This window comes from Maribacter sp. (genome assembly GCF_039968975.1).
Lineage (GTDB): Bacteria > Bacteroidota > Bacteroidia > Flavobacteriales > Flavobacteriaceae > Maribacter.
Genome location: NZ_JBDVOT010000067.1, coordinates 1 through 5,416, shown reverse-complemented (window position 1 = coordinate 5,416; position 5,416 = coordinate 1). Strand labels below are relative to the sequence as shown.

At 35.4% G+C, this 5,416-nt stretch carries 4 protein-coding genes and 1 pseudogene; 3 read left to right on the top strand and 2 right to left on the bottom strand.

Features of this window, described 5'->3' with window-relative positions:
• Positions 1–698, bottom strand: a pseudogene (locus ABJI11_RS04700) (hypothetical protein); the annotation flags it as partial.
• Between the two features lie 201 nt (positions 699–899).
• Here ABJI11_RS04700 and ABJI11_RS04695 point away from each other — a divergent pair.
• From ABJI11_RS04695 to ABJI11_RS04685, 3 genes are all read left to right on the top strand, one after another.
• A complete protein-coding gene (locus ABJI11_RS04695) occupies positions 900–1,610 on the top strand; it encodes a DUF4331 family protein (protein ID WP_348349887.1) in 711 nt (236 codons plus the stop codon).
• Between the two features lie 18 nt (positions 1,611–1,628).
• On the top strand, positions 1,629–2,393 hold the full coding sequence (locus tag ABJI11_RS04690) for a DUF4331 family protein (RefSeq protein WP_348349885.1): 765 nt from the start codon (positions 1,629–1,631) through the stop codon (positions 2,391–2,393).
• A gap of 126 nt (positions 2,394–2,519) precedes the next feature.
• On the top strand, positions 2,520–3,797 hold the full coding sequence (locus ABJI11_RS04685) for a CDC27 family protein (protein WP_348349883.1): 1,278 nt from the start codon (positions 2,520–2,522) through the stop codon (positions 3,795–3,797).
• A 342-nt stretch (positions 3,798–4,139) separates the two neighbouring features.
• Here the strand turns inward: ABJI11_RS04685 and ABJI11_RS04680 are convergent.
• Positions 4,140–5,416: MMPL family transporter (locus tag ABJI11_RS04680; RefSeq protein ID WP_348349881.1), on the bottom strand; the 1,277-nt coding region annotated here is incomplete at its 5' end.

The following is a 5,416-nucleotide window of genomic DNA, read 5'->3' as shown; positions in this document are numbered from 1 at the left end:
TCTAATAAATATCGGTTTTCCCAATTGTCTTTATTGTCAAGTAATCTTTTGCGGTAAGTACCATCAAAGCTATTTTCTGCACAACTTATATAGGTCAAAGAAGAAGCAAGCAGTTGAGAAAGTTTGTTGTCATTTCTGTCCAACTCCTTAGAACTTAACGCATCATAGGTAATATTGATCGCTAGGTATTCTATTTCTTCGGCTTTTTTCTTTAAATCGTTATGGCTATTTAAAAAGTGTTTAAAAAGTAGCACATCTATAAATAGAAGTGAATTGGTAATAAGGCTATTAAAGGTTTTACTGATGATATTGTCTTCAATATAAATTCTTGACGTCATCAGTTTTTCAAGCTTAGCAGACGTTTTGCTTCCTGTAAACCATTTATCAAAAAATCCGGCTCGGCTTATTTTCAGTATCTCGTAGAACTTAAAAACCTGTTCTATAAATATAGAATAATCTTCACCACCTTTGGTTCGGTAAGTAAAGAATAGGGCATGTAGTAAATTAATTTTTGCTTTTTCGTCTTCAGATAAGGTATGCTCCAATTCAATAAAATCAGGAATACCAGAATTCAGTCCATATACAAATCCGCTTTTTTTGAGCGTAGCATACAAGGCTTCAAAAGTTGGAAATTCGTGTTGGTGTTTTTGAACAACCGAACCATATTTCTCGATCCAACCAGAGGAAGACGGGTTCATATCTTAATTATTTAACACTGCAAAGTTAGCTAATTATTACTTCACAGTTATTTATAAATAGTTCCATAGTAAGCTGTAACAAGGTTTTTCTTTGGGTCTTATGATACAGCGGAAAAGTAAATTTAATTTTTTTTTAGAAAAAATGAACCCTCGGTTTTTAACTCCGTAAGTAAGGGTGATTCTAATCTAAAAAAAAGGATAATGAAAAAATCAAAATTATTTATGGGACTTGGGGCATTAGCCTTGGTAGGAGTTCTTTTAGTGGCTGCAGATCATATTGATGCACCTAGCGCTATGGGGACCACGGCAGATATTGCCGATTTTTATGCATTTGAGCCAACAGAAGGTTCAGACAACACCGTTTTTGCGGTAGACCTTCAATCTAATGTACTGCCAGATTTAGCTTACGGTACGTTCGATGAGAATGTATTATTGGAAATCAATATCGATACTGATAACGACTTGGTAGAAGATTTGGTAATACAGGCAATACCAAGAAATGGTAAAATGTATTTCTTTGGTCCGGTTACACCAAGTGAAACAGGGTTAAACGGTTCTATTATGGTAGATGCACCATTAGGCTCAGTTGATATTTCTGCTGAAACTGCTATTGTAGAGACTACGGATAGCGGAGTTTCATTATTTGCAGGTCCTAGACAAGATGCTTTTTTCTTTGACTTTTTTCAGTTCAATGAAGTAATAGGTGGTACGGCGCCTTTAGGTTTTAAACCAGCTGGTGATCCTAATTCTACTGATGACGACGATGAAACTGCCGTTGATACTTTTGATGGTGCCAATACTATGTCAATTGTAGTAGAATTACCTAACAGCCTTTTAGGTGCAACAACAGGTCAGAATGCACTTGGTTTAGAGGTATATAAAACATGGGTGACTTCTAACGTAAAACAATAATAACTTCTTAAAAATATAATGATGAAATATAAAAATATAAAATATACGTTTTTGTCTCTTATGGCAGTAGTAGCATTAGCTTCTTGTAGCGATGATGATGACAATACACCGGTAGTAATAACACCAACATGTGATGATGGTATAATGAACGGTGATGAAACAGGAGTTGATTGTGGTGGTACATGTACCCCTTGTGAAGAGGCAATGGCGCCAGATTTTACGGGAACGTATGCACAAGTTGATTTTATGGGAAGACCAGGTATTAATACCGTTTTAAGTGCAGATGGTACTTTAAAAGATGCTCATAACGTGTCTATTCCTTCAGAAATGGCAGCTACGTTTCAAGCAGATTTTGAAGCAAGGTTAGAAGCATATCATGATGTTTACGCAAATATTTTAGGAGCAGATCCTGCAGCTGTAAATTATGAAAATAATATCTTAGGATTAGATGCCCCTACATTAACGGGTTATTTGGCGGCAGATGTTTTAGAGGTGGCACCAAACTTACCTACTACTTACTTTAACCCGGGTGCAGATGCCGATGATGATGGTAGAATTTTGGTTCCAGATGGTGATGAAGTAGCATTGACAGGTAGAACTCCACAAGATGATGTCATTGATGTTTCATTGATATTATTATTTGGTGGTATGGAAGGTGATCGTTTTAGTGGTCAAGATACCGATGGAGATGGTATGGCAGATTTACCAAGATTAACCTCAGATGGCGTTGGGCTAACCGCTACTGTAGGTACAACGTTCCCATACTTGGGCGCACCTGAATAAAAATTGTCTAAAACGTATGTTTAATATGTACGGTAGGCACATCCCTTAAGTGTTTATGAAAAAGAAAAGGGAATGGGGGAGTTGAAAAGCTCCCCTAATTTTAAACAATCCACAAAAAACAACCTTATGAAGTTATTAAAGCTATTAATAGTAGTGGTACTGGTGTCATCATGTGATACCAAAAATCAGGACGCAATTGCAAATAAAGAAGATTACAACAAGTTTTTAGTCGCTAACGAGATTAGAACAACTTCAAAATATTTTGACCTATGGAACTCTAAAATAAGACCAGATAGTATGCAACTAACCAGCTTTGGTGTGGTAGGCGGGGAGTATAATAGGTACTTTCAACAAACTGGTGATATTGAATTTTTAAAGAAGGCAGAAAGGAGTTTGAAAAAAGCAGTTGATATTGCCAACATTGGTAAACCTGGTTTTTATAGGTCTTTGGCTAGAAATTATATATCTCAACATCGCTTTAAAGAAGCATTGCAATTAGCGGATAATGCAGCGGCAATTGGCGGGGATAAAAGTGAAACACAAAGCTTGTATTTTGATGTTCATATGGAATTAGGTAATTATCAATTGGCAGAAAGCTATTTAGATAGTTTAAAGAACATGTCAGATTTTGGTTATATGATTCGTTTAGCAAAATGGAACGATTATAAGGGCGATTTAGATACCACCATAAAATTTATGGAGAAGGCTAAAACAAAAGCTGAAACCGCAAAGAATAAAGATTTAATGTTGTGGAGCTATACCAATTTAGGCGACTATTACGGTCATGCAGGTAGAATAGAAGATTCTTACCATCACTATCTAAAGGCTTTAGAAATTGATACTGATAATGCATATGCTAAAAAAGGAATTGCATGGATCGTTTTTTCAAATGATAAAAATGCCGAAGAGGCAATTCGCATTTTAGACTCGGTGACCAAAAACTATTCTGCACCAGATTATTTTTTGTTGAAAGCTGAAATTGCAGATTATATAGGTGACGATGTTGTGCGCACAAAGAATTTAGACGAGTATTTTACCAGAGTGAAGAATACTGCCTATGGCGATATGTACAATGCATACAATTTAGATTTATACATTGGCGAAACCAAGCAATATGATAGTGCCTTGATTTTGGCAAAACGAGAGGTAGCTAATAGACCTACTCCTGAATCGTATAGTTGGTTAGGTTACAGTCACTTAAAAAACGGAGATAATGAGAAAGCAATGGAAATTATGAACACCTACGTTTATGGAAAAACATTTGAACCGGCTTTATTGTATCAGGCAGCAGAAGTATATAAAGCCAATGGAGAAGAAGAAATAGTTAAGGAGTTAAAAGGAGAATTAATAGGGGCTATTTATGAATTAGGTCCTGGTATGGAAAAGCAAGTCCATGATTTGTAATTAATTGCCCAATTAATAGCATTTCATGTTTGTTTTAGGTTGGATTGTTTTTTTCAGCGCCACGATTTAAAGTCGTGGCGCTGTTATTATTACGCATTTCGTCGAAAATTTGGTTTTTTTTAACAAGCGTATAGATGAAATGCATATATTTATCGACCAAATGCATTTAAAGTGTCTTCGGAAACTTTAAATTCTGAACTAATAGTAACCAAGTAAACCAATTAGTGTTATGGAATATCTACTCTTTACATTATGGATTAGCTTAATGATTTTAATGGTTGGCAAAGCAATTTTTGCCTACAGGTCTTTGCAGAAGACATTGAATCGTACCAACAGTACTATCTAGATCAATTTTCTTAGTAGTACAGGCAATAGTAGTAAATCTAGTATCAATGCTGTTACTAAGGTTACACTAATGATAAGCCCAATAGTTACGCTAGGTTGATGAATAGAAAATAGCATCACCATAAATCCGAAGAAAAGAATTATGGTCGTAATGACCAGCGCTCTACCTGTTTGCGCAAAAGTTTTTTCAAGAGCGGCTTCTTTACCCAGTCCTTGACTAATTCCCAATTTATATTTTCCTAGAAAGTGAATGGTGTCGTCAACGGCAATACCAAATACAATGGCGAATACCACAGAGAGTGAAGCTTCAAGCGGAATTCCTAAAAACCCAAGCATACCGCCAGCAAATAGTATGGGTAGCACGTTAGGTACCAGAGAAATAAGAAAGATTTTGATATCTCTAAAAACAAAGGCCATTATCACCCCAATTACCAACAATCCGTAAAGAAGCCCCTCTAATAGGCTACTTCTAATATATTCAGAATTTTTGTCTAGTAGAATACTTTTACCGGTCACCTTTATTGCGACAAGAGAAGTATCTAATTTGGTTTTGGCAAAATGATCGATATCGTCGTAAACAATTTTAAGGTTGTCAGTACCTATATCTTGTAATCTACCGTTTATACGCGCAACAGTCTCGTTTGCATTAACAAATTTTGCTAACTGCTTTCGAGCAAGTTTACGCGTATCTTTTTGATATTTTAAAAAGGTTTTTTCGTTGTTAGGTAATGCAAAATAGGCGGCACTATTAAGGTTGTTCGCTTTATTAAAAATTTTATAAGGTAGATTGGACGATTGTACGTTACCTATACTTTCAAAGGTTTTTAAATAAATCAGAAGCTTTTCTATTTCTTGCGCTACTTTAAAATCTGTAACCTTATTGCCTTCAGTGCTCATTACCGCTATTTCCAATGGTCTAAATCCAGAGAAATTATTTTGAAAGTAATCAAAGTCTTGGGCTATTTTACTTTTTGCAGGTAGGGTATTCTTTAATTCCTGATTGGTTTGTATCATATAGATACCTAATGCGCAAAGCGCTGTAAAAACAACGGTTCCTATTATGATAGACTTGGGGAAGTTTTTGGTAAACGTGTTTACTTTTAATAAATAATTTACCCAATTTTCAGAAATACTTCTGCGACCTATCAATGATTTTTCAGGTAGAAAAATCAATAAAGAACCGGTTAAGAAAATAACGGTGATATAAGCTACTAGTACACCAATAGCGGCATTGATACCAAATTCTTGAATACTAACCAATCTAGAGGAAAGTA

Coding starts and splice junctions, on each gene's coding strand:
- ABJI11_RS04695 (WP_348349887.1), top strand. CDS start 900: ATGAAAAAATCAAAATTATTTATGGGACTTGGGGCATTAGCCTTGGTA.
- ABJI11_RS04690 (WP_348349885.1), top strand. CDS start 1,629: ATGATGAAATATAAAAATATAAAATATACGTTTTTGTCTCTTATGGCA.
- ABJI11_RS04685 (WP_348349883.1), top strand. CDS start 2,520: ATGAAGTTATTAAAGCTATTAATAGTAGTGGTACTGGTGTCATCATGT.